This is a genomic window from Nostoc sp. NMS7, from assembly GCF_017115085.1.
Classification (GTDB): domain Bacteria; phylum Cyanobacteriota; class Cyanobacteriia; order Cyanobacteriales; family Nostocaceae; genus Nostoc.
In genome coordinates this window covers 20,752-42,071 of record NZ_JABXKJ010000009.1, presented here as the reverse complement: position 1 = coordinate 42,071, position 21,320 = coordinate 20,752, and the positions used below count along the sequence as shown (strand labels likewise).

General features: G+C 39.7%; 19 protein-coding genes and 4 pseudogenes. 7 read left to right on the top strand and 16 right to left on the bottom strand.

Annotation, left to right across the window (positions count from 1 at the left end; translation table 11 throughout):
• Window positions 1-219: 219 nt before the first annotated feature.
• From HWQ38_RS01065 to HWQ38_RS01045, 5 genes and pseudogenes are all read right to left on the bottom strand, one after another.
• Window positions 220-519: a hypothetical protein gene (locus HWQ38_RS01065; protein ID WP_292789309.1), complete on the bottom strand. Its 300-nt coding sequence runs from the start codon at window positions 517-519 to the stop codon at window positions 220-222.
• A 274-nt stretch (window positions 520-793) separates the two neighbouring features.
• A pseudogene (locus HWQ38_RS01060) lies at window positions 794-1,031 on the bottom strand (glycosyltransferase family 1 protein); the annotation flags it as partial.
• A gap of 313 nt (window positions 1,032-1,344) precedes the next feature.
• A pseudogene (locus HWQ38_RS01055) lies at window positions 1,345-1,835 on the bottom strand (NFACT family protein); the annotation flags it as partial.
• A 383-nt stretch (window positions 1,836-2,218) separates the two neighbouring features.
• Window positions 2,219-2,650, bottom strand: a complete 432-nt coding sequence (locus HWQ38_RS01050) for a hypothetical protein (protein ID WP_292789308.1) — start codon at window positions 2,648-2,650, stop codon at window positions 2,219-2,221.
• Between the two features lie 44 nt (window positions 2,651-2,694).
• Window positions 2,695-2,793, bottom strand: a pseudogene (locus HWQ38_RS01045) (IS1 family transposase); the annotation flags it as partial.
• Between the two features lie 76 nt (window positions 2,794-2,869).
• Between HWQ38_RS01045 and HWQ38_RS01040 the strand changes: the two are divergent.
• A complete protein-coding gene (locus HWQ38_RS01040) occupies window positions 2,870-3,055 on the top strand; it encodes a hypothetical protein (RefSeq protein ID WP_292789339.1) in 186 nt (61 codons plus the stop codon).
• 23 nt (window positions 3,056-3,078) lie between these two features.
• Here HWQ38_RS01040 and HWQ38_RS01035 read toward each other — a convergent pair whose 3' ends face one another.
• Window positions 3,079-3,717 (bottom strand): type ISP restriction/modification enzyme, encoded by a 639-nt coding sequence (locus HWQ38_RS01035; RefSeq protein ID WP_292789305.1) that lies wholly within the window; start codon window positions 3,715-3,717, stop codon window positions 3,079-3,081.
• A gap of 308 nt (window positions 3,718-4,025) precedes the next feature.
• Here HWQ38_RS01035 and HWQ38_RS01030 point away from each other — a divergent pair, with 308 nt between their 5' ends.
• From HWQ38_RS01030 to HWQ38_RS01020, 3 genes are all read left to right on the top strand, one after another.
• Window positions 4,026-4,169, top strand: a complete 144-nt coding sequence (locus tag HWQ38_RS01030; RefSeq protein ID WP_292789302.1) for a hypothetical protein — start codon at window positions 4,026-4,028, stop codon at window positions 4,167-4,169.
• 417 nt (window positions 4,170-4,586) lie between these two features.
• Entirely contained in the window at window positions 4,587-5,717 is a 1,131-nt protein-coding gene (locus tag HWQ38_RS01025; protein ID WP_292789299.1) for a hypothetical protein, read from the top strand.
• A gap of 681 nt (window positions 5,718-6,398) precedes the next feature.
• Window positions 6,399-7,517, top strand: a complete 1,119-nt coding sequence (locus tag HWQ38_RS01020; protein ID WP_292789296.1) for a hypothetical protein — start codon at window positions 6,399-6,401, stop codon at window positions 7,515-7,517.
• A 51-nt stretch (window positions 7,518-7,568) separates the two neighbouring features.
• Here HWQ38_RS01020 and HWQ38_RS01015 read toward each other — a convergent pair.
• Window positions 7,569-7,682: pseudogene (locus HWQ38_RS01015) on the bottom strand (nucleic acid-binding protein); the annotation flags it as partial.
• A gap of 235 nt (window positions 7,683-7,917) precedes the next feature.
• On the opposite strand from HWQ38_RS01015, the gene HWQ38_RS01010 reads away from it, so the two are divergent.
• The 3 genes from HWQ38_RS01010 (at window position 7,918) to HWQ38_RS01000 (ending at window position 10,012) form a co-directional block, all read left to right on the top strand.
• The gene (locus tag HWQ38_RS01010) at window positions 7,918-8,586 is read left to right on the top strand and encodes a hypothetical protein (RefSeq protein WP_292789293.1); all 669 of its coding nucleotides are present in this window, start codon (window positions 7,918-7,920) and stop codon (window positions 8,584-8,586) included.
• An 81-nt stretch (window positions 8,587-8,667) separates the two neighbouring features.
• The gene (locus HWQ38_RS01005) at window positions 8,668-8,799 is read left to right on the top strand and encodes a hypothetical protein (protein ID WP_292789291.1); all 132 of its coding nucleotides are present in this window, start codon (window positions 8,668-8,670) and stop codon (window positions 8,797-8,799) included.
• Window positions 8,800-9,028: 229 nt separating this feature from the next.
• Window positions 9,029-10,012, top strand: coding sequence for a tyrosine-type recombinase/integrase (locus HWQ38_RS01000; protein WP_292789288.1), 984 nt, complete (start codon window positions 9,029-9,031; stop codon window positions 10,010-10,012).
• 32 nt (window positions 10,013-10,044) lie between these two features.
• Here HWQ38_RS01000 and HWQ38_RS00995 read toward each other — a convergent pair whose 3' ends face one another.
• From HWQ38_RS00995 to HWQ38_RS00955, 9 genes are all read right to left on the bottom strand, one after another.
• Complete coding sequence (locus HWQ38_RS00995) at window positions 10,045-14,298, bottom strand: helicase-related protein (RefSeq protein ID WP_292789285.1); 4,254 nt, start codon at window positions 14,296-14,298, stop codon at window positions 10,045-10,047.
• A 22-nt stretch (window positions 14,299-14,320) separates the two neighbouring features.
• Window positions 14,321-14,764: a type II toxin-antitoxin system VapC family toxin gene (locus HWQ38_RS00990; protein ID WP_292789282.1), complete on the bottom strand. Its 444-nt coding sequence runs from the start codon at window positions 14,762-14,764 to the stop codon at window positions 14,321-14,323.
• Entirely contained in the window at window positions 14,764-15,135 is a 372-nt protein-coding gene (locus HWQ38_RS00985) for a DUF2281 domain-containing protein (RefSeq protein WP_292789278.1), read from the bottom strand. The genes HWQ38_RS00990 and HWQ38_RS00985 overlap by 1 nt, the downstream gene beginning before the upstream one ends.
• 167 nt (window positions 15,136-15,302) lie before the next feature.
• Window positions 15,303-15,542: a DUF2281 domain-containing protein gene (locus tag HWQ38_RS00980; protein WP_292789275.1), complete on the bottom strand. Its 240-nt coding sequence runs from the start codon at window positions 15,540-15,542 to the stop codon at window positions 15,303-15,305.
• A 24-nt stretch (window positions 15,543-15,566) separates the two neighbouring features.
• Window positions 15,567-15,761 carry a hypothetical protein gene (locus HWQ38_RS00975; protein ID WP_292789272.1) on the bottom strand — a complete coding sequence of 65 codons (195 nt, stop codon included), beginning with the start codon at window positions 15,759-15,761 and terminating at the stop codon, window positions 15,567-15,569.
• A 58-nt stretch (window positions 15,762-15,819) separates the two neighbouring features.
• The gene (locus tag HWQ38_RS00970; protein ID WP_292789270.1) at window positions 15,820-18,936 is read right to left on the bottom strand and encodes a type ISP restriction/modification enzyme; all 3,117 of its coding nucleotides are present in this window, start codon (window positions 18,934-18,936) and stop codon (window positions 15,820-15,822) included.
• A 384-nt stretch (window positions 18,937-19,320) separates the two neighbouring features.
• The gene (locus HWQ38_RS00965; RefSeq protein WP_292789268.1) at window positions 19,321-19,569 is read right to left on the bottom strand and encodes a helix-turn-helix transcriptional regulator; all 249 of its coding nucleotides are present in this window, start codon (window positions 19,567-19,569) and stop codon (window positions 19,321-19,323) included.
• Window positions 19,570-20,045: 476 nt separating this feature from the next.
• The gene (locus HWQ38_RS00960; protein ID WP_292789266.1) at window positions 20,046-20,450 is read right to left on the bottom strand and encodes a hypothetical protein; all 405 of its coding nucleotides are present in this window, start codon (window positions 20,448-20,450) and stop codon (window positions 20,046-20,048) included.
• Window positions 20,447-21,040: a ParA family protein gene (locus tag HWQ38_RS00955; RefSeq protein ID WP_292789263.1), complete on the bottom strand. Its 594-nt coding sequence runs from the start codon at window positions 21,038-21,040 to the stop codon at window positions 20,447-20,449. Before HWQ38_RS00955 ends, HWQ38_RS00960 begins: the two co-directional genes overlap by 4 nt.
• Window positions 21,041-21,320: the final 280 nt, after the last annotated feature.

Here is a 21,320-nt window from a genome sequence, read left to right as displayed (position 1 = left end):
AAATATGTCCGCTTTTTTGAGTCGAGATGAATTAGGCATCACCGTGCTAAACAGGGATGCTCCCGTTTATTCAGTCACGGTCAAACGTGAAGGCACAAATTAACGACCTTACAAAACTGTCGCTTAACTGGTGGCAGGAACTAATATTTATTGCGAGGAATAGGAAAGGCGATGCCCTCTGATCGCCTTTCTTTCGGAAACTTGTTTCCTATTTAATTTCTATCTTTCAGGTGGTTTGCTGCAAGCCTCTTTGTTAAGTTTAAAATCCAAAGGAGATGAAGGAGAGGACTTGAAATTTACTGATATTCCGCAGTCAGATGATTCAACCACAGAAAGAAGGCGCTCGGACACTACTGCACCAACAAAAAGGCTACCCATAACAACTAGAGATGAGATTACTTTGGGAGTTTTCCCCAAAATACTTTTAGCTCTCGTAGCGAGGCTAACTTTGGGCAGTTCAGCCTTTTGTTTATCATTGGAGTTAGAGTTAGTTTGGTCAGGGTTGGTTTTGTTGCTCATTTCGGTTTCCTTGTTTTGTAGTAGCAAGCCAACTTGGGAGCTTAAAAACGTCCAGAGTTAAGAAGGCATCTTGGGAGCCTGAGAAACGTCCAAGTGAATTCATTTCTCTAGAGTCTATTAGCTTTACCGGGCTGTGCTGGCATTGCAGTAAAAAGTTGGCAATCATAGTGTTATGATTGCCTTCATAATATTGAGTTCAAAAAAAGTGATGCTTGCGGCGGTAAACTATGCACCCATCGCATCAATATAGTTTTTTGATCAAAGCCTTTTAACTCATAGGGCCAGCTTTTAAACCCATAGTTCGACAATTGTCGCTATGTTGAACAATCAAGCCTTGCTTCAGACTCACCTTGCGGGTAAACAATATCAACTTGCCATCCTAGCTGCACTAGTGCTTCACCCACTTGATGCATATAAACATTTTGTCCCCCAGCTTCTTCTTTCTCTATTTCAATCGCCGAGTCTCCGTGGACGGAAATCAAGGCGATACGTTTTTCGGTGATAGAGTTCATAGTTTGTGTGCTGCTGATTTTAACAGAACTTTAGGCTGTTCCAAGTTTGTACATAGCATACTTGCCTGAATTGCTTAGGAACCTTGATTTATATTGATTTTAATTTACTACGCCTAATATTTTTTTACATCTTCTGCCAAAAGTATACGTTTATGGGCAAGCTTGAGGCATTGAAAGCGGTGAAGAGTTAATTTTAGCGTGCAAAACTTTGATTGCCCCAATACCATTTATGGGCAAGTTGGTAAATTAATAAAACACGTTACGCAACATTTATTCACAGCGTGTCCCAATTTACACGTATCCCGGCTGAACCCCATTCTTGCCAACGCTCAAACAACCGTCGCCAGTCGTCGGGGTTGAGAGTATCGGTGGATGTTTCTGGTGCGATATTTGCTTCTAACAACATTAACTCCAGCAATGCTGCACTCAAGCCACTATAACTTTTCAGTAATTGCCGCTTGATTGCTCCTGGCACTAAACTTACCCGTTCTTGCCAACGTTCTTGAGATTCGCTCAAACTGGGGACAGTTCCAGTCAGTTTTGGTGGTGTTTCATAAGGTTGTCCGGTTTGGATGGGACGGACACTAGATTGTTGCTGACTAACTTGATGGGCGGCGGTGATAATTATATTGCTAGCGTCGGTGAGAATGACGTTGCTATACTTGCCCATGATTTCTGCATAGACATGATACACGGTGATGCCTGATACAGGGCGCTTTCTCCGGGACGACGGGCAAATTGCAAATCAATAACACGCTCCCAAGGCGCGATCGCTTCAATACCCACCAATGCCAAACCAGGCATCACCGTGCCAAAACGGGAAAATTGTACGCTAAGGCTGAAAGCTTTACCCAGCAAGCATCTTAGACACTCATTTTCACAGCACCCGTGAGCGGCTGTTTATCCTCAGTTCATTGGTGCAGAGTATTGGCAGTACTCTGCACCATCTGGAAAGGCGTTAGCTAGTCAAGAGTGATAAATAGAGGTTGGCACTTGCTCTAAAATTTTTTACACCCCACACATTGTTTACATTGGTTTAAAAGAAACCCAGCCTTAGATTTTTGCTGTGGAGTGGAATTAGTGTCTCTAAGAGTTCTGCCAGCATTACCAGAATCTATACGGTCAGGGCATGGCTTTTGAAAACGATTACTCATACTTTGTACTTGCGTATTGTGTGTGTACGCATTTTAGCGCTCTCGTTCATTAAACACAGTCAGAGCAAGGATTTCAGCCTTAGCGTACAATTTTCCCGTTTTGGCCACGGTGATGCCCATCTGGAAACCCACCTTCCAGATGATTAACGAAAGAATCAGTTTTTCAGACTGCATCTGGAAACCCACCTTCCAGATGATTAACGGAAGAATCAGGTTTTCAGACTGCATCTGGAAACCCACCTTCCAGATGATTAACGAAAGAATCAGGTTTTCAGACTGCATCTGGAAACCCACCTTCCAGATGATTAACGAAAGAATCAGGTTTTCAGACTGCATCTGGAAACCCACCTTCCAGATGATTAACGGAAGAATCAGGGTTTTAACTCTCACCGGGACGGGCGTGTAAATATCTGTTAGTTGTGGCGATCGCTTTTTCTGGATATCCAGAAAATTATCGACGAACAAGCTTTGAAGAAGAACGAACTAGGATCGGCGATCGCTTACGGAACAAAGATTTTCCCGCAGTCCTTGCATTTGAAGCGTTGCTTGATTCCGCGCTTGTCCTTTCCCCATCGGCTCAACTTGGTTGATCGGCACTGAGGGCAGGTATTGATATCTGTAGCGGATTCCCCCGCCCATTCCCATGAATAAAAACTGTGTCGTAGCGATCGCAGGGGGTAAAGTATGTCAAGACTTAGGCAAAAGTACGTCAAGGGTTGGAGGCTGGGGAGTCAGGCGATCGCTTTACTGATGAACGAAATAATCAGGGTTTTGGGATTTCATCTGGAAACTAGGTTTCCAGATGAACCCTCAAACCATTGTTCTGCTGTTGGTATCAGGGTTTTAACTCTCACCGGGACGGGCGTGTAGATATCTGTTAGTTGTGGCGATCGCTACTTACGCTCATTCAATGCTGGTAAAGCGGTTACAATTTTCATGCTTTCCAGGCTGACTCTCACTATACGCTTCACCAAATCAAGAATGTATCTAGGATCTTCTGACCAATCGTTAGGATCTTTGGCAATTTGACTATCCTTGTCTTTGGTAAACTGGTAACTTTCCATAATCCACTCAAGGGCTGATTTCCCATTTACGACATAATCGTAAGTTTCAAGAGGAATACCAAACAAGGTGATTTTGCTGTTATAGATGATGGTGGTTTTATCTATAACTTTAGGCCGTCTCCCAAAACTCATTTTTTCAACACGGTAATCTTCGTTATCTAGGAAGAGTAGTCCTGAATTGTCTTCCGTTAGCGGGTAAGGTTCAATGGTTTCATAGTTGAGATGCCAAGAAGCTAACTCACGACCTGCTTTGCTAAATGCCCAAAATTCCTGAGCGTAGGGGATACGAGGTAACATCTTTTTAAGGTCAGCTTCAAAGCGACGTTTATATTCGGGGCTGTGCAGGATGCCATAGACATAGTAGAAAATATCTTCTTTGGCAATAGTTTTATCCCTGTAGGTTTTTCTAAAATCAGTCAGGATTGTGTCAGGAAGGGGTTCAGCCGGGATACCTGTAAAACGAGACACGTTGTAAAGTTATGTAACGCAAATTAAGCAGAACCCTTGATATACGGTTGTTTCAATCCCAAGCTTTACTTTATTCTTCCAGTTGAAACATTCCCAAAAATGATTGTTTATGGGCAAGCTTGAGGGGCTATTGGGGTGAAGAGTTGATTTTATCGTGCAAAATTTTGATTGTCCCAGTATCATTTATGGGCAAGTTGGTAAATCACTAAAACACGCTCTGCAACATTTATTTACAACGTGTCCTATTTTGCGCGTATCCCGGCTGAACCCCTACTAAAGCAATGGTGGCGCTTCTGGAGGAAATCAAGATGGTTAAGAAACTTTTGGTATTTTTTCAGGTACAGATAAGTAGGATCACAGAGAGTATCGGTCTTATCTTATATGATGTCGCCTATGATGTCGCCAAACTATCAATTCCCGACATCACCGCCCACAGCCTACAACGTTTTTGACACTGCGATATTGAAAACGGCTCATCAAGTCCTAGCGCGTAGCTTTCGGAATTACCGCTCAAAGAGAAGGCGTGTGTTCCTGGTCTGGTAACTCTGGTAACTCAATCCCTCGGTTTTGCAATGCTTCAACTATCTGAGATACAGATTTATTTCCCCTTGGTGTAAGGTATTTTCTACACCTGTAATGCTATTTTCATAAAATTTTACGAAATTTAATTATGTTACTTACTTAATGAACATCCTAAAAACTGGAAAATCAAGCAGGAGGGTAAAGTTTTGATTAAAATGGGGTAAGATTTTAAAAAATCTCTTAAATATTTATTTGTATGTATGGTTGAACCTATTTATGATTAAGCGTCTAGTTATTTCATCTTCAAAGCTATAGTAAACTGTACCTGTGAATAGATAGGTTTTTATATGGATTTCAGCATTTATGAAAAAGAAATAACTAAAACTGGATTTCCATTAGAATTTAATATCTCAGAAATATTACGTCATGAAGGATGGAGTATCATCAACAACAAGTATTATATTGATGATAATCAACAAACTATACGTGAAATTGATATAGTTGCTTATAAAGTTAAGAGAGTAAAAGATTTTGCAGTCTTTACTACTCTTATTATTAGCTGTAAAAAAAATACAAGTAACCTTTGGGCTTTACTTACTAAACAATATGATAAAAAAGATAAAAATTTGCAATTAAATCCCGTGCATATTTGGACTAATACTCCATCGTTAAAATTTAGTATTTCTGAAGAAAATTGGCAGAAAAAATATTATGATTATCTAGCTCAAAAAAATATCAAAAAAGCTATATGTGAACCAGAGTTTCAGACTTTTGCTTTTCAAGAAATGAGTATTCAATCTGGAAAACCACAAAATGATAAGCCTATTTTTGATTCAATTACTTCTCTAATGAAAGCTCAATCTTATGAATTGGAATCTTTACCAAAAAGACAAAATGCAAGAGGTAATAAACAAAAATATATATATCAGTATAATTTGATATCAATAATAGATTCGGAACTAATTAGAATTCATTTTGAAGATAAAAATATTAGTGCTTCAGGGCTAGACCAAGCTATCTACATTTCTGGATATATTATAAAAAAAGAGCCAAGTTTTGCTTCTATTAACTTTGTAAAAGCGTCTGTTTTTGATAGTATTTTAAAAAGCTACAATCTTTTACATGAAGCTAATTGTTCATATTTTGAGCAAGAAGATCAAATCTTTTATCTTGATGCTGTATCAGACTACAAAAAAAGTAAATTTTTAATACAAGATTTCACTCAACATATTAAATTTAATTTAACTTTTATTCTGCACAAAGAACGAAGTAATCTAGAGATTAGAGATATATTAAAAGAAATGTATCTAAATTGGAATGAGGAAGATAAAATCTTAGAAATAACCTTGGTTAATCTACTAGAAAAACAAATTAAACGATTGAATTCAGATGAACATTTACTTGCAATTACGCAAAAGTCTTTAAAAGTTATTTATCACTATGATGGGAGGTTTAAATTTTTATTATCTTCATTTTAAAATTATTTTTAATAATATGCATACCCCAATGCGCTTATAGGCTTACCGTAGTATCTATTTTTTTAAGAGATACAAGAGATACAGCAGTTTACAAGTAAATCAACTACAGGGTCTAGGTTCAAAAGCTATATATGTATGAAGCCTTTTTTACTTCTGGCTGCTGACGAACAACGCCTGAATTCTGCTGTATCCGGCGTTTGAGTAGCATCCGTGCAAGAACTTACGCTAAGACCAAAAAGCAGGCATAGCAAGCCTTCTAGCAACCGTTAAAGATTGCCTAGTTTATATCCTTTTAGGTAAAGTCAAATAACCTTTTAACAAAACAATCAGGGTTGTAGCTTCTTCAAAAGATGCCAACCAGGTTCTCTTTTAGGCAAAGTTTGTCTTAGCGTAAGTTTTTGTACGATTGCTACGAAACCCCCAAGTCCTAAAATCAGAGGAACTAGAAAAGCTACGTAATTTTTTACGCTAAATATCATCATTTATTAATTTTTGTGTATAGCATAATAAGTTAACTGTTGTGAACTGCGATTAAAGCAATTTTGAAACGATAAAAATTGTAACAAAGGAGCGTCGCAAAACCATAATAACTGCCACTACACTGCAATCAAGCGTGTCAAGCCATAGTTTTTGTAACTATACTAGAAACCTTATCTAGAACATTTTGGGATTGTCGCAGTTATGCATTATTCATTTATAACCGGAATAGATATCCTTAACCGTTACAAGGCGGAATTGGCAAAAGGACAGTTTAAAGTATTAATATTTTTTCTGGCAACAGTTTATGATAGTCAGCTTCTAGAAGATATAAAAAGGTTAGATAGAGATATTGACAGATTAACGGGGCCGCACGCTCTCGCTATAGCTTTTATGCCACCTTCACCGAATGATTCGCTTCCACATCTTGGCAACGACTTCAATAAAAATACAGACTATTTTGAAGCTGCTGGTAGGGATTGGAACGCAGGAGATTTTGATAGTTTTGCTAATGCGATGACACAAAATACCTATGATCTTGCTGACCTATTTAACATCCCTTATAATGACTTGCCTAGTATTGTATTTGTTAATCCTCAAGATATTTTAGAAATAGCGACTTTAAAACTTGATAATAAAGGGCTTTCTCCTGTTTATGAACGCATTCGTCAAGTCTTCTGGGAGTGGTACAACGAACACAAAGAAATGCTCGATAAGGCAGATCAACTTCTTATTCTTGCAAATAATACCTTAACTATTGACTTTTCTAATAGCTCCTCATCATCTTCTCTTAGAAAGCACTTTCAAACATCTCGTATGCGTCGTTTATTTGACGATTTTATTAGGGAAAAAGTTTATCCAATTGTCGAAAAAGGTATGTTAGAGCTTATTTCAAAAGCTTCTGTAGACGAGGAGAGAATTAAGCAGCAACTTATCATGCTTTATAAATCCCCTCTCAAGCTAAAAAGGCCGCAGAACAGGATCTTACAAAAGCAGCGTTTGGTAGACTTTTTACAAGAGGAAAATCTATCAATTAATTTGATAGGAGAGCAAGTTACTGGGGATAGGTTTCAAAGCCGCTATTTTGAACTAATTTCTAATGCTGCCAGTCAAGAATTACAAACAAGGAAAGTCAATCCTCCAGCGTTTCCACTGCATAAATTAAAAAATATTGACAAAAGCATAATGTTCAAAAAACCTTCTAAATCTCGGCTCATAAATGCTTTACAGGCAGGGGGAAAAGAAGCATTCAAAGAAGTCATTGATCATCCCCTAGTCAATATTTTTGTAGCGGTTATTGAGGGGTGGCAAGAAGCAGATTAATCGCCGATGGCAAGGATGTGTAATTAGAGCCTCAAATTCTTCTCGCTTCATTTAGCGCAACAATGCCCGAAACCCAGCTTGAACAAAATGTAGATCAGCAGTAACTGCATCTGTCAAACCTTGTTCCCACATCACGACAAAAGAAATACAGTCTGTTAAACTGTAATATATAAAATTAATGTAGTGGACTGGCCTACTTGGTTAAAGCGTTTTGGTAGAAATCGTGATACAGATTGTTTACATTTTGTAAACAGATGTGGCTGCTCGCATTCTTAGAGTAAGTAGTTTACTTTTTAAAACAATTTTTCAATATGCAAACTTAATGATAGTCTCCGGTATTTTTCTGAGGGCAGCATTTTTAGCCAGAGGTTAGATTGAGCGAAAATAAGCACTTTTTAAAATGGCATCTATATTTCACAAAGATTCCCTGTTTTGGGCAAATACAGTAGTTTTTGATAATAACTACAATGAAATTGCATGGGAGGATTATCTCTTTACAGTTGAGCGTTTCAGCGAGGTTTTTTGGTACATTTCAAATCGAATGGCTCAACTTAATGATTATTGTGTGTTAACGCTACAAGAAACGGAAAATCATTATACAAGATTGCTACGACAGAGACATAAGCTTGAAAATGATCCAAATGCACCAGCAGAAGATTTCGACGTGTTAGATTACAACTTGCCTAAATGGGAGGATACTATTCACACAGTATCACGAGCAACTTGTATTCTTCTACTCTCAGCGTTTTTGGAACACTCATTAAAGCTGCTTTGTGCAGAATTTACTCCGGGAGTACAGGTTAAAAAACTTAAAAGGGCAAGTGATATAGATTCCTATTTGGCACATCTCAAGCATCAAGGCGGACTTCAATTCCAAGAGTATACTGACACTCTTGAGCTAAGAAATGTGATCAGGAAAGTAAGGAATGACTTTGCACATGGAACCTGGGATAACGTAAGAATTAACTTAGCTCAACTCAATCTTAGAGATGCATTTGGTACAGTCAGCAATTTACTCTATAAGATTGAAGATGCTGCATGGAATTCAGAATGGGGCAGCAAAACGTAATGCAATGTGCAACTCAATGATGCCCGTTTCCAAAGCTGTGGCTCAGAAGATTCTGGCGATGAAACCTCCTAACTAAAACTGATGTCTGATATCAACCTTGATATCAAGACTCCACCTAGATGGTTTCTGCGTGGAGCTTTTGATTTGGAGTATGCTCTCTTGCGATCGCTTGGAGCAATTTTGCTAACATTTGGCACGCAACATAAAAAGTAGTATCAATAACTATGCCGATTGACATCTTTGACCACAAAGCCGATGCTTTCGAGTCAAAATAATTACAAAACTCACTTAGAACCCCAGAAGTATTAACCCAAGTCATTCCTAGAATCGGAAAAATCTCTTTTTGTGTTTGGGATAGAAGGAGTTTAGTGTATTTTGCGTTGGTGATGTGTGTAATGATATAACACGTTAACGAAAAGGTGCATTGTCATAAACGCTAAAAATGAATAAGTTAAGTACATATACTGAAAGTTCTCTGACTCAAGTTGCCAGTCAGCTCCTTGCGTCAAATGATTTTTTGGCGGAGTTGCAGCAGAAGGCGTCTACTACTCAACGGGGGTATGCTGGCAATATACGGATATTTTTTGAGTATTTTTTGCAAAGGGAACCGACTCAAAAAGATGTCTCTGAGTTCTGGGGGTTGGATGACCAGACGGCTAATGGGTTAATCCTCAAGTTTAAGAATCATTTGGTGGCAGAGGGTAGGAAGGCGGCAACTATTAACCGTTACTTGGCCGCCCTCAAGTATTTAATTAAGGTGGGTCGCAATCTCAAACGCTGTCAGTTTTATTTTGATGGCGACCGCATTGAATCAATGATTGTGACTAAGTACAGGGATACGCGGGGTGTTGTAGTTGATGAGTACAACAAAGTTTTTGATGTAATTGATACCACTTGCACCAAGGGAAAGCGGGATTATGCTTTATTTCTGCTGCTTTGGGCAAATGTTTTGCGACGGGGGGAGGTGGCGAAGTTAATGGTGGGAGATTTTGATTACCACGATTTGACTTTAACTGTTTACGGCAAGGGTAAGGGCAATGATTCTACTAGGATTGACTTAAACCCAGAAGTTGCAGAGGCGGTTAGCGACTGGCTGGGCTGTCGTACAAATATTAAGCCCAGTGATCCTTTGTTTATTGCGCTGGACTTCCACAATTATGGACACCAACTCACCGGGGACGGCATCTACGCCATTGTGAGAAAAACCTGTGAACGCGCTGGCATCAAAAAGCGGATGACACCCCATAAAATCAGGCATTCGGGGATTACCGAGGCGCTGGATTTGGCTTCAGGAGACTACCGGAAAGTGCAGCATTTGAGCCGTCATGCTGACCCCAGGACTATTTTGGTTTACGAGGACAATAAAAATCAATATCAATTGGAGTTAACTAATAAATTAGCAGCCCGTGTGGGGAAAAGGCGGTAATCCCAATAACAATTTTCGGCTCAAATAGGGAATTATGCTCTGATTAAAATAGCAGCTAATGAAACTCGTAAGCTTGTAGGTTTAATACCTTCATTTGCAATTAAGTTGAGTTTGTCAGTATCTTGTACTAACTGCACTAGAAAAGTTTCATCATCAAAATTAGCTTTACTGCCTTCTGTATACTCGCGCAGAAGCTTCTGGACTTGTTTTAGTTCCTTGCAAGCACTGAGTTTTTTGATAGTGTTCTTGACTGTAATCGCTTCTAATCCTCCTGGTAAGCTATCAAATTTTTTCAACCGTTTTTTGATGGAATTAATGCGTTCTGAGGTAATATTGAGATTTTCTAATGTCTCTTCCTGCTGGAGTTCAACAGCCCAATTTTTTTTGAGGTTAACTAATTGGTTATAAAGGTTACTGGCAGATGAAAGCAGATATTTAGCAGAGAAAACGTCACCAGATTCTGGGGTTTTAAATGCTGTGGCAATCGCCATCCCATAACCATCTTTTTCTCCAGTTTTGTCATTCCAGAAGATAGTTTGTGTTTCTGAAGGTATTGCTTCGCCATTGGGGCCGAAATATTCCACTGTTAATGCTACTAATCCAGTAACTTCCTGTTTTTCTCCCGTGCGGCGACCTAAAGTAATGGGATTAGCTTGATAATCTTCCCCCAATTCTTTGAGCAGTTTGCTGAGTTCTTCACTATGTAAAATTTCATTGTAAGTGTAAAGATTGTTGCTAGTTTCCTGTTTTTTATAGGCTGATTCTTGTAAATTGCCCTGCTCCATCTTTCTAGCTTTAACTAAGCTTTGCAAGAAGTCGATATACCCTGGTAGGACTTCATCATCAAATAAGGTATCGCCATATATCGAAGCACCCAGACGCTCAACATTAGAAATCGTGGGGATATCTCCATCTTCCGATACTAAATCTCCTACCAGTTTTTTATTCAGGTTAGCGAGGCGTGAAGCTTGCCTCAATAATTGGTTTTCACTGTTAGCGTAATAGATATAAATATTTTTTGCTTGATGCTGCTTAGGTCGGTCAATTCGACCTATGCGCTGTTCCAAAATCATCGGATTCCAGGGCAGGTCAATATTAATTAAATAGTCTGCATCCTGGAGATTTTGACCAACTGAAAGAGTTTCTGAACCAATAAGAACTGCTAGTTCTTCATCTGCTTTTGGTCGTTCGGCTGGGTTTTTACAGTTAGCAGCAGGAGCAAATAAGCGAAATATTTGTTGACGTTTAAGATTAGTTTGATGCTTAGTTATTCTCAGGGCATTATTGGGATTAACTACAATTGGGTTATTGGCTGAATTGTTGGGATAATACCGTTTGGTAGAGCCAATAGCCATGCCAATACCTTTGGCTGCAATTGTTGTATCTTTAGCCATGTAACGGTAATAGTCAACCACTGTGTCACTAAAGGTAGAAATCAGCAACACCTTATGACCAAGGCTGACTAATTCTTTGACTTTATTGCTGACTTGTTCACGTTTATGGTCAATGACAAATTCACCCGCTAACAGGTTTTGAATTTGTTCTAATTGTTTGATATCACCTTCACAATCTGAGAGAATTCTATTATAAATAAGTTGTGTTTTGATGGAATCGTGGCGTAAGGCATCAATGACCTTTTCAATAGAACTTCGCAATTGTTGGCGTTTGTGTTCTTGTTCATTGCTATTTTCTTCGTCTTCCTCCTCGTCTTCTTTTTCATAATCTTCATCCGAGTCTTCGCGGTCAGAAAAATCAAATAAATCCTCTTGTTTATGCTTTTTTTCTGATTGAAACCCGTAGTGGATGAGTAGAAATTCTTTCAAGCCGTCGGCATCAGGAGCAACATTTTCTAAGCGTTGCTGAAGCAGCCGAATCTTATCCCCAAAGCTTTTAATAGTGCGGTTAAGGGCATACATACTCGATTCTGCCCGTTGCAGGAAAAAGCGTCGCTGGTTACTCAACAAACTACGCTGTTCTGGATTACCTGTAAGGTAGCGAATCGGGTCAGCAAAGGGGATATAAAGACTGGTTTCAAATTGGGTGAAAATTTGCTCTAGTGCTTGTTCTGTGGCGGGTTCAAACTCCACTGGCAACCATTCTGCTACCCGTTTGGCATAGAGATTCAGGTCAGGGGTAGCATCGCGCAACATCTGGCGAGTGCGCTGGAGAAACAATTCTCGGTAGGTGCGGCGAAATAGTTCAGTGTTATCGGTAAACGGTTCTACACCAATCTCGCGGTTTTGGAACCAGTGGAGAAGTTCTGGGGGAAAACCATGTTCACTAAAACCTTCAGGGCGGCTCAGGAAAGGTGAGAGGATGTTATAGATATCTTGCCGACGGTTGTTCCACGGGGTAGCGGTTAGTAGTAAAAAGTGTCGCTGCTTTCCTGATTTGCGATCTTGTTCTTGAACTTGCAAACAGGTCTTGTGAATGCGATTATTATAGTTGCGGATGCCTTCGTGTGCCTCATCAATAATAATTAAGTCCGCACCACCGTAGCGAATCAGATTTTCAGTAAACCCACTACCTTTACGGCTCATCAGGTTTTTATTGAAGAGTTCGTAGTCTTGCTTTTCATAATCAAAACCCAACTCTGCCATTTCTCGGTTCCAGTTATCATGCAATTTTTTGGCGGCAATAATGGCGATTTTGGCGCCAGGGTTTGAGGCGCGGTAGAGACGGGCAACAGTCGCGGCTAATCGACTCTTACCCAAGCCCACCGCATCCGCACAAACAGAAATACCAAAGTCTTGCATTACCCGCAGGCAGTGTTGCGCCCCAGATTTTTGATGTTCAAACAAGATATCTTGGTTAACTAGTTGGTCTAGCAAGTCACTGCCTTCGACTCGGAACTGGCGGGGGCGCTGCTGTGCCAGCCAATAGAGGAAATCATTAGGTGTGCCGTGATTGCCTGCCAGGATTATTTCTATAGCTGGCTTAAAGCCGGCGATTTCGCTGTAGTCAGGAATTTCTAAGGATTGGCTGACAGATACAGGTATTTGGGGAGATGTGTTGTAACTACCAGTGCTGGTTTTGACTCGAAAATCATTTAATTTCGTGGGTGGGTGGTCGGCGTGTACCTCAACTTGACCAACAATGCGTTCTGGTTCTTTGCTGTCGATGGTAACTTGCACCAATTCGTCATCAGCAATTTGAATATCTTCTATTTTGTCGAGATTTTTACCCGTTATTTCAACAGTGGTGGTTTCCCCTGATGAAAATTCGTCAGGGGTAATAGTCTCAATCACTGGTTGTTGAAGTTTAGTACGTCGTTCTCGTTCTGCGAGTACCTGCTGTAAAAATTCTTGGCTGAGGTCGAAAGTGATATCTTCTCGTTGCCACTCTGCATCAAATTGTTCGATGCTGTTGGCAATTTCTTCTGCATCTAATGGCGAATCCCAGGAGTAGAGAAATGTCACGCTTTCGGCATTTTTGGTATAGGCGGCACGGGTAAAGTTATCAGAACCTTCATGCAGGATATGATTTTCTAGAAGGTCGGTAAGAATACCAGTTTTTTTGTGATAGATGCCTCGCCCTGAGTTCATCTTCACCAGTTTGATTTGCAAAAACTCCAAGCGGACTAACTCTGCCATAATTCCAGTACCAGAGAAGGCGCTATCTTCCAAACCCTGAAGGAATTCAGTTAAGGTGCGGCGGGTAAATTCAGCGCGGTAATTCGGGTCTTGTAGTTTTTCTAGTTCTTCAATATCAGCACTTTTGGTAAAACCCTGCCAGTCCATTAACAGGCGAATTTGACCTTCGGTTAATACAATTTGTTGGAGTGGTTCTTCATATAGCTTTAGTACTCCACTATCAAAATAGGCAGTGGAACGACGATAGATTTGGGTACGTTCTAAGATGCTAGAAATAAAAGGATGATATTTATCAAATTCATCAGGTAAGTTTAATTTCCGACGGCGACCTTTAAGTTCTAAAAAACTCCCGACTTGTAGTGATTTTTCTTTATAAAAACTTTCTTTTTTCAGGAATTTTTCAATAAGATTTAACTTGCTAGTTCTAAGTAGAGTAGCGCTGGGTAAGTTTCCATCTTTGAGGGGAGTATATTCAAAAACCTTGGCACTTTTAGGTTCAATTCGCAGCAGTCTATAAGCAGCGTGTTTGTCACCAAGTCCCAGAAAAGTGATGATATTATGCAGGCGATTTTCAGCGTCTCGATGCTTGAATATCAGCCAATATTGATTGTCAACGCCTTTGATGAAGTTGCCTTGTAGTAAATAGTAGGGGCGTTGTTTGCGGATAATATCTTGAATGGCAGCTTCCAGCATAGGTAGGAGTAAGAAGTAGGGTTTACAGCCAAGATTCAACGGATAATGCTTTTACCTGTATAATTCGCTGAAAGTCGCTGTCGGCTGATACAACGGTAAAATTATGTTGTAGAGCAACAGCAGCAATCCAGAGGTCATTTTCATCAAAACCCAGGTCTGTTATCTGAGTTTTTCTCCGCTTGCTTTTGTCTTTGGGGCCAAATTGTCTCATCAACGCTGCTTTGAGTTGACCATAAATGGTAGCCGTGTCCTCTGTAACTCCGTAAATGCCTATATCTTCAAGAAATTCTGTCAACCGAGCCAGATTAGTTTCTCTGTTGGCAGAATTTTCCATCATATATGTAAGTTCTCCCTGCACAATTACGCAGGTGGCAATGTTTAATTCTCCTACCTCGGCTATTCGACGAATGACGTTTGGTTCACCGAGGATGATAGCGCTACAGTGGTTTGTATCTAGTAAATACATTAATCAAAAGGATTTAAATCATAATCGAATTTGGCTTTGCCACGAGTGGCGTAAACCGACTGAAGACACTCTTGAAAGTCATCGCCTGACCAGGTTCCGGCGTGTCTGAGGATGGAACGTCCAGAAGCTGGACGGTAGGATAGTTGAGAACTGTCACTTGGGGTACTTATGGTTTTCAGGTGTTCTAGTAACGAACTGCCTGTAGACTTAATTTGAGTGTGAGCTTCTGATTCTATATGTTCTTGGATTTGCTTTGTCTCGGCGATTTGTTGGTGTTTCGCTTGTAAAAATTGAACAAAGTCTAAAATTTCCTGCAATAGGGGTTCAGGTAATTTTTCTAGTTCTTGGGTAATCTGTTGTTTAATCGTCATTGTTTCCTTTTGTGTTTATACGACTGAAAAACTTTACTGTACTTTTTACAAATCTTATACTTTACTTCCCTCAAAAGGATTTAAGTCATAATCAAATTTAGCATCTTGCCCTGAGAAATCGCGGCTGTACAAAAAAGTGCAATGATTTGTATCAAGCAAATATATTCTTAAAATTCCAGTGGCATACGAGTATCATGAACAAGCTGAAGACATTCTCTAATATCATCACCTGACCAAGTTCCGGCAAATTCTAGTAAATCTTCAGCTGTAGAACTACGTAAGTTATTTGTATTTGACTGTTTTGCTGTATGACTGGTTTTGATTTCTCGAATTAAATTAAGTGCTTCTGTTAGCAACTCTGGTGGTAAAGTTTCTATTTCTTGGATTAATAATTCTTTGCTAGTCATCTTTTACCTCTAATCATTCCCTCTTTATTGTATCGGGAAGCCTGGAATCGCTTGGTCAATTTTGTGCATCAGTTTGATTGTTTGTTGCAATGCTACTACAATTCGCTGGTAGTGTTGGATGTCGTCATCGCTTAACTGTCTACCTTTGCGGTCTTTAAGCCATTTTTGGCAGACTTGATAAGCTAATCGGCATTGAAGTTGCATGATCAAGGCGGGCAAGATGCCCACCCCACAAGAATTTGATAAAATTTAATATGCAAATTAGATGTGTTTTAGCTTAACCACCAATTTGGAATTTCCAGACTTCTTCCGGGACACCAGTAAATTTGTCACCTTTTCTGTTGATGGTGACAGCATCTTGGTTGTATTTGGGATGTCCAGCATCGACTAGATTATTACCGTCATTCTCAATAAATTTAGTGATGAAGTTGTCGAGTTGGGGTGATTTCATTAAGTGGAGTGATACTAATTCTTCACCATAATTTGCTAGTTGCTGGAAGAGTTCGTTATTGCTGGTGAGGGGTACGCGGGGGAAGTCGATTTTGAGGAATTCGGCGTAACGGGTGCGGTAGGTGGGTGAGTGGAAGATGGCGTAGATGTAGTAGAAGATTGCTTCTGGTGTCGGGGTATAGCCTAGTTTTGAGATGATGTCTTTGAGGAATGCGGGGGAAAGATTAGGGCGGCGTTTTTGTTCTAGTTTTGGAAATTGATATTGGTCATTTTCGTTGTAGAGATAAAGTGGATAACAATATCCAGCACCTTTATTACTTAAAGTAATCCTACACTCTACAACGGCATTCGTAGCGAATACGTGATTAAATATTCCTTCTGCAACCTGACGAACGCTTATTAAGCCTAGATTATCTTTTCTAAAAATATGTTTTTCAAGTAAAGGTCTAGGATAATCCATCGATACAGTGCTGAAATAACATGGTCGCTCATCAAAAGGGCGGTACAAACAATGAATTAACTTACTTTGCCACTCAGCATCACGACGTAGAACTTTACGAGCTTTACTTAATTTCCAATCACGGTTATCTTGGAGCATATATTTCTGAGCATATTCATGATCTGAAATGCTATCATCACGCATTTCTTCAATTTGCTTGTAAAGTTCCTCTTTTTCAAAATTGATGGCAAAATGGTCGCGGTGTGTCTGGAAACCAAGCACGTTAACTGGAAAAATATCTGGTACTTTCCATCCTTGCTCGTATTCTCCAAGCAAATTAATATTTTGTGGGATAAACAAATAAAATGGTGACTGTGGCTTCAGTTGTGTCCATTGGGTTGCTGTTATATCATTTTCTTTCAGCCATTGATATTTACTTTCTCGTAAACCATACAGGTCTGCATGATAAACATTAGCAACTTCCTTATTACCGTCTTGCCGTTTAACAAAAATACTAATAGCTACACCCTGCTGGATATCAAAAACGTTTTCATCCTTTGAACCATCAATACACTTCTCTTTTTTCTTGCTGTTCCCATGTAAATCAAGAACATAAATGTCGTCAAAGGTGTTCATCAGACTTTGACGCATCCCGCGAAATGTGGGGTTATCCAAATATCCGTGATTAGTGATAAATGCTAGGATACCGTAACCTGTTTGTTCAATTCGCCACTGAGCAAAACGAATAAATTTTACATAATCATCATTTAGCCATTTAGGATTTCTTTCACCCAAAGGTTTACCATCAACTTCAAAATAACTGCTAGTTTTTTGGTGAGTGATTGTATCTATACCCTTGAGTAGATTACTAATCCAAATGCCATTATTAGCAGAATGACCAGAGTAAGGTGGATTTCCCATCACAACCATTACTGGTGCTTCTTGCTTAATTCTGTTAGCTGCATCGGCTTCATCTCGAATCCAATTATCAAAATCATCAGCAGGTGGAATTTGAAATGCTTCTTGTAAAGTATTAGTTAGATAAATTCTTAGTCTCTCATTGCTATCAAATTTATATCCTAATTCTGTTAGCTGTAACCCCAATTTCATGTGTGCTACAGCATAGGGTGCCATCAATAACTCAAAACCAAGAAGTCGTGGTAATAAATGTTGAGATACATAATCTGACCATTTATCTGAACTTAAATTTAAAGATTTATATATATGGTCTACCGCACTAGATAAAAAAGTTCCGGTACCTGTAGCAACATCTGCGATTAATACCTTATGAATTTTACTCTTGCCATCTAATGTTTTTACCTTTGTCGCATCAGCAAGCCCATCTGCTAATTTAAAGTCTGTTTTTAAAATGTAGTCAACAGAATTGACGATATAAGAAACCACAGGCTCCGGTGTATAATAAACACCCCGACCTTCGCGCATCTGTGGTTTATAAGCTGTCAAAAAATCCTCATAGAAGCGAATAACAATATCTTCCCGGTTCATCTTCAGTTGAAAATCCGAGAGAATTGCATCCATCTTGGCTGCCCGGAGTATACCAAAAATATCTGCGATCGCACCAATTAACTCATCTCCTAGTTCCTTTGGTGTCTGCTGAGAAATATCCTCAAATAACTTACGCAGAAATGGGTTAGTTTCCGGTAACTGCTGCCAAGCCGATTCTCTATCAAAATAAGTTTCTTTTTCTCTACTTTCTCTCTTATCCTTTACATAGCCAAATACTCTAGCAGTAAACAACGCATAGGCAATAGTTTGGGCGTAAATATCCGCAAAACTATAGTCTTTCTCATTATCTGAAGTCAGTTGCAGTGTGGGCAATAACTCCCTTTGAAAACTCTTCAGCAACTTGTGCAGATAACCATCAGTTCCCTCATTTTCCTCATTTTGATAAACTTTGGGGATAGCTTGCTCAATCCGCCGTGCTGCCTGGGCCAGCGCCCTTGCCAGTTCGCCTGCTGTTTTTGCTGCTGGGTAAAATACCCAATCTACCTGGGGAATGGCACAGAATGATTTAGTCGCAATGGGCAATTCCCCTTGCTTGAGGCGATTTAAACGGGCTATCAGTTCTGCGTCGTTCCACTGGAAAGTTTCAATGTGTCGCTGACGCAGCCCCCCTTCAGTTGGCAGCACCAACGGTACTCGCCCAGTCCCTTCGGTTGTGGGTAGCAATAAATACATTACAGGCTGCTGTTCAAATTCTCTACTGGCGTAATGACCATATATTTCTTGCTGCTTTTCTTTTAATGTCAGATTTTTTTTAATTTTTTTATCTGTTGCTTCATTTAATTCTGAGTAAAAGCCAATAGCAATTGGGCAAGTTTCTAAAGCTTCATTTTCATTTTTACCAGGACGCAAATACCAAAAAGCCGAACCTTGAGGGTCATGTTGCAACACTGGATATCCTAATAGTTCTTTTAATGCTTCAACACGATCATCCTCAGTTCCAACCATAAAGGCATAAGAATTATCTTGGTTGAAAGTCATAAACCACCAATCTCTTATTTATCTAATTTTTTGGGAGTTGATTGAGATGTTTATTGGTGGGATAGTTGGAGAGAACCTATGCACAATGCTGTTGCAAGCGCTAATATAATTAAACACTTGCAACAAAATTGCTACAGCTAATCATGTCTGCACTAACAACAAGTTTGTGTATCTGACTTTTCACGGTATCTGGAAAACCTCTCTCTAAATCTCTCTCCTAAAAGGAGAGAGACTTTGAATTTTCCCCCTTCCCTCGTAGGGAAGGGGGTTAGGGGGTTAGGTTTTCCGTGGCTTTGTTACATAACGTGAAAAGTCAGGTTTGTGTATTGCAGACATTAGCTCTAGAAAATATAGGAACTCAGCCCAAAAATTATCCTAAATAAACTAGGGAGTCGAATGTTTCGCCAGTAATTCCTGTCCGCGATCGCCCATCTCAAAAAGCAATTTTTCTATCTGCTTCATGGCAATAGGTGAGGGCTGATTACGCCGATTTTCCCAACGATTAACAGTGGGGAAAGTTACACCTAATGCTGCTGCAAACTGTTCTTGAGTTAGACCCGTTATTAGGCGAAGTTCGCGGATAAATTTGCTGACTTCAGGCTGCTTAATAGCTAACGGCTTTTTGAAATTCATTTAAATTAATACTCACTACCAAATCCGGTAAGTGATATATCAAATTACATACTATCTACATAAACTCCGTTTTGCCGAGAGAGAATTTACTTAAATTAAAATTTCTCTATTTATGTAAAATCAGTAATATTTATTAGTAAAGTTCTCTTCAAATAAATTTCAAAATAACAATTAGACGTTATTAATAAGTAAGCTTACCCTTGAATTTCGATAAATATAGTGTTAATAATATTACATTATTTTTATTTCTACCACCGGGTAAACCAGGGTTTATTAAAGGTGAGACTCTACTGGTATAAATGTCTGGTGGATTACTATCTGATACCAGTACCAGTGACCAGAAGCCAATCCCAGTTCCTCATCAAAGGAAAAAGGACTGCTCAGTATTTTCAGCGATCGCCTCAGTTGCTAGGTTAAACAATACAGTCCCTCCCCTCCGCACCTGATTCTTCTGGCTCTCCTCATTCAGCAACGACTCAATCTAATTTAGAATTTCGCCTTGGCGTAAATTCGTCAATTAGTAAATCTATATTTTCACCTTGCTGCAATTTCACCCAGACAGCCATGAGAAAATCTACCAATTCGCTTTTATCAATCTCTACGCCACGCCTTTTGAGTTTAAGTAACTCTTCCTCTACATCTAAATCTGTTGAGCGTTTCACATAGTAGGTGCGCCCAATCCAAGCATCATCAGACCGCTTTCCAGTTGCAGGTCTGCCACGTTTGCTCTTTTCAGAAGAAGTTGGTGCTGGTGGGGACGGTGTTGGAGTTTGTGTCACGTTACTCTCTGTGATTACTTCTAACGCTTGTTCTGGCTCAAGTTGTGGTTCCTCTTTGGTTTCAAATAACTTTTTAAAAGGGCTAGGCTTAGGGTTGCTCATGACAATATCTCCTTACCCACCTGTTGATACTCCCGCCATGCTATTTTGCTGCTGCGGTCTTTGACTTGGTAAACTGGCAGCCCCTCCAGTGCCGCTTTTTCATAAACAGCAAATCGTCTAATCCCATGTTGAAATAGTGGTATTCCCTCTGCCTCTAATGCTTCCCGTGCTTGCTGTCCAGTTAAGCGGGGGGCTGGGGGAATGATTGTGAGCAACACACGATAGCGATCGCTACCTAATGATTTAAGTGCGCCTACAGTCTGCAACAGTGCATCCATCGCTAAAGCATCAGGGGTAGTAGGCAAGATTAATAAATTACACCCATCAGCAAGTGCTTCTAAATCTTCGTGGCTTGGCCTAGCTGCTGTGTCAATGACCACATGATCAAAATTACGGCTGTGCATAGGAGCTTGTAGTAAATCCACAACTTTAAAGGGTAATGCTCCTCGCTTTGCCCATCCTGTGGCACTGTGGTTTGGGTCGCCATCAACTAGCAAAGTGCTGCCTAGCTGAGATAGAAAGCAAGCAATATGGATGGCGCTTGTCGTTTTAGCTACGCCACCCTTGAAACTAGCAAGGGTGATTATCACTCCATGTACTCCAGTAAATGCTGCTAGTTTACTCTTAAAATGGCGAAAATTTGTATTTGTTTATTTATGGAATGTTAAATTGGCGACAATACAAATTGCCAGCAATTCGCTTTTTCAACAATTCATATTTTCGCCAATTCAAAAAAAGCAGCATACTCAGGTATTCTCTAGACCTGTAATGCTTGTTAGGTAGACGAGTTGGGGGCGGTGGCCTCATTTACTCTTGCTGGTAGTGTCCGGTGTACGCGCCATATTATGGACAGTCTACTACGGTACGATG